This is a genomic window from Lentilactobacillus sp., assembly GCF_040773105.1.
Taxonomy (GTDB): domain Bacteria; phylum Bacillota; class Bacilli; order Lactobacillales; family Lactobacillaceae; genus Lentilactobacillus; species Lentilactobacillus parabuchneri.
In genome coordinates, this window is record NZ_JAXGWW010000258.1 from 1 (window position 1) to 2,848 (window position 2,848).

Annotated in this window: 1 protein-coding gene and 1 pseudogene; both read left to right on the forward strand. The window is 46.5% G+C overall.

Features of this window, described 5'->3' with window-relative positions; genetic code table 11:
• Positions 1–436: pseudogene (locus AB3112_RS10370) on the forward strand (hypothetical protein); the annotation flags it as partial.
• A 154-nt stretch (positions 437–590) separates the two neighbouring features.
• The coding region (locus AB3112_RS10375) for an HAD-IC family P-type ATPase (RefSeq protein ID WP_367334445.1) at positions 591–2,848 on the forward strand (2,258 nt) is incomplete at its 3' end.

The following is a 2,848-nucleotide window of genomic DNA, read 5'->3' on the forward strand; positions in this document are numbered from 1 at the left end:
CCGGGATCTAGTGCTAAAAATCTTAACTGGATTGGGATTTCGCTTGGCGTTTTTACAAGCCCCTAAGCACAGTGGCAAACCCCGTCACCGCTTTTCCAAACAAGTGAGTCAAATCGCGTTTAGCGTTGATCACGATGACGCCACGGCAACTGTTTATTGGCAAAAGCGAAATGAAATGCTGGCCAAGGCGGGCGCAAGGTTGAAACCCAAGCCCGAGTTGAACAAAGACGGCTCAGTGGGCTTTTCGGCAAAATTTGCTGAAAGGTTGCGTTCTGAACATGCGGATGATATTCAGGACTTCGTGACAACCCGAGACATTGTGTTAAAGAGCGTCAACGAGGTTGGCCTCTTCTTGTACTTTGGTGGCATCAACAGCTGGCTGGTATTAAAGGATGAGGCTGGAAAATCAATTAACGACTGGACAATCGTAAAATAATGAAGACGATTGGTCATTTTTTTAGGTGGTCAATTTTTGTGACAAATATTAAATTCGTCATCCAAGGTTTTTTGTTTACCAAAAAGTAAGCGAATTATATTATAATATTCTTAACAACAATCTTATTTTCATAAAAGGAAAGGTGATACATTTAATGGCAGACAATATGAACGAGGTTCCTCCCGATCAAAAGTTGTGGCAAAGCAGTACTGATGAGTTGGTGAAGAAGTACCACACCGACGCGGAAGATGGGATAAGTGAACAAGAGGCAGCGAAACGATTGGCTCAAGATGGCTACAATGAATTAACGGCTAAAAAGAAGAGCAAGCTGCTGCAGTTTTTACTTCAGTTTAACAACAGCATCATTTACATCTTGATTGCTGCTGCCGTCATTACGCTGTTTATGCACCATTATTCAGACTCAGCGGTTATTGGGATCGTTATTATTGCCAACGCATTTATTGGATTTTTCCAAGAAATGCAGGCTGACAATGCATTAAGCAAAATTAAGGAGTTATTGGTTAGTCAAAACTACGTTATCCGTGATGGGCACAAGATTGAAGTGCCTGCCCGCGAATTAGTCGTTGGTGACTTGGTTAATTTGGAAGCTGGAGATGCCGTACCAGCCGATTTACGACTCATTTCCGCGGATAATATGCGGGCCCAAGAGTCGACGCTGACCGGTGAAAGCAATTCGGTCGAGAAGACGGAAGATCCGATCGACAAGGATTCAGTTCCGCTTGCTGAACGTTCCAACATGGCGTTTGCCTCAACTGCCATTACCCAAGGTTCCGGTGTTGGAATCGTCATTGCAACCGGAAAAGACACGCAGATTGGTCAAATTCAACAGAGTGTGGCTGAGGTTAAATCTCAAGTCACGCCATTGATGAAGAACCTGAATAAATTAGGGGTTAACTTATCACTGTTTATCGTGGCGATTGCGATTTTACTGTTTGTCCTCGGCTTGTATACCAAGATCTACAGCCTGCCAACCTTAACGATTGCGATTATCACGATGGTGGTGGGGTCTATTCCTGAAGGACTGCCGGCTTCAACGTCGGTGGTTCTGGCGCGTGGCGTTCAAGTCATGACCAAGAAGGGCGCGATCGTCAAGACTCTGCCAGCGGTTGAAACGCTGGGAGCCGTGGACATTGTTGATACCGACAAGACAGGAACCTTAACCAAAAATGAAATGACCGTCACAGACGTCATCACTGACGAACATCATTACCAAGTTACTGGAATTGGTTTTGTGGACGGCGATAAAGGTGTTGATGGGGATGTGTTGCTGGATGGCCAGAAGTATGATTGGCAAAACGACCAACATTTCCGTGACCTGGTTGATATTGCCGGGACCACCACTGATGCTGAGCTCGTCCAAACCGACGGTGAATGGCAATTAAACGGTGAGCCAACTGATGGCGCGCTCACCACCTTGTTTCATAAGCTGATTGGGCGCGAACCTGAAGTCGATGAGGTCGATACCTTACCATTTGATTCGGCCTATCGGTATAGTGCCCGGTTGATTAAAGAAGCCGGCCATAATGAGTTGATGGTTAAGGGTGCGCCAGGAACCATCTTTGATATGGCCAAACAAACCAATCCGGCGTTTGACGACAAGACTTGGTATGCCCGAGTCGCAGAATTAACCGAACAAGGTTTGCGGGTTGTGGCTTTGGGCTACAAAGAAGTCCCGGCTGACGTGTCCGAAATTAATCAGGACCAAATTGCTGACGGCATCAAATTAAGTGGGGTTGTTGGAATCATTGATCCACCACGTGAAGAAGTGATTCCATCGATTCAAAGTCTGCGTCGAGCAGGTGTGAAGGTTAACATGATTACCGGAGATCACCCCGACACGGCTGCCGCAATCGCTCGTAAGTTGGATCTCGATGAAAGCATTCATGCGATTACCGGCCCCGAAGTTGATGAAATGTCTGATGAAGAGTTGGTTAAAAACATTGGTCGTTATAACGTGTTTGCAAGAACGACGCCAGCCAACAAGCTGCGAATTGTGAAGGCCCAACAGGCGAACCATAAGATCGTTGCGATGACTGGTGACGGGGTTAACGATGCCGCGGCCTTAAAGCAGGCGAACATCGGAATTGCGATGGGAATCAAAGGAACCGCGGTTGCCAAGGAAGCAGCTGACATGGTATTGGTTAATGACAGCTTTACAACCATCGTTGACGCGGTGGCTGAAGGCCGACACGTCTTTGATAATATTCAAAAGACGATTCGTTTCCTCTTGCCAACCAGTTTCGCTGAAGGGCTGGTTGTCTTGCTGAGTATGATTATGGGCCAGGAATTACCACTCTTCCCAACCCAGTTGCTGTGGATTAACACGGTTTCAGCGTTAACCATTCAGTTTGCGTTTATCTTTGAACCGGCCGAAGAATCAATTATGATTCG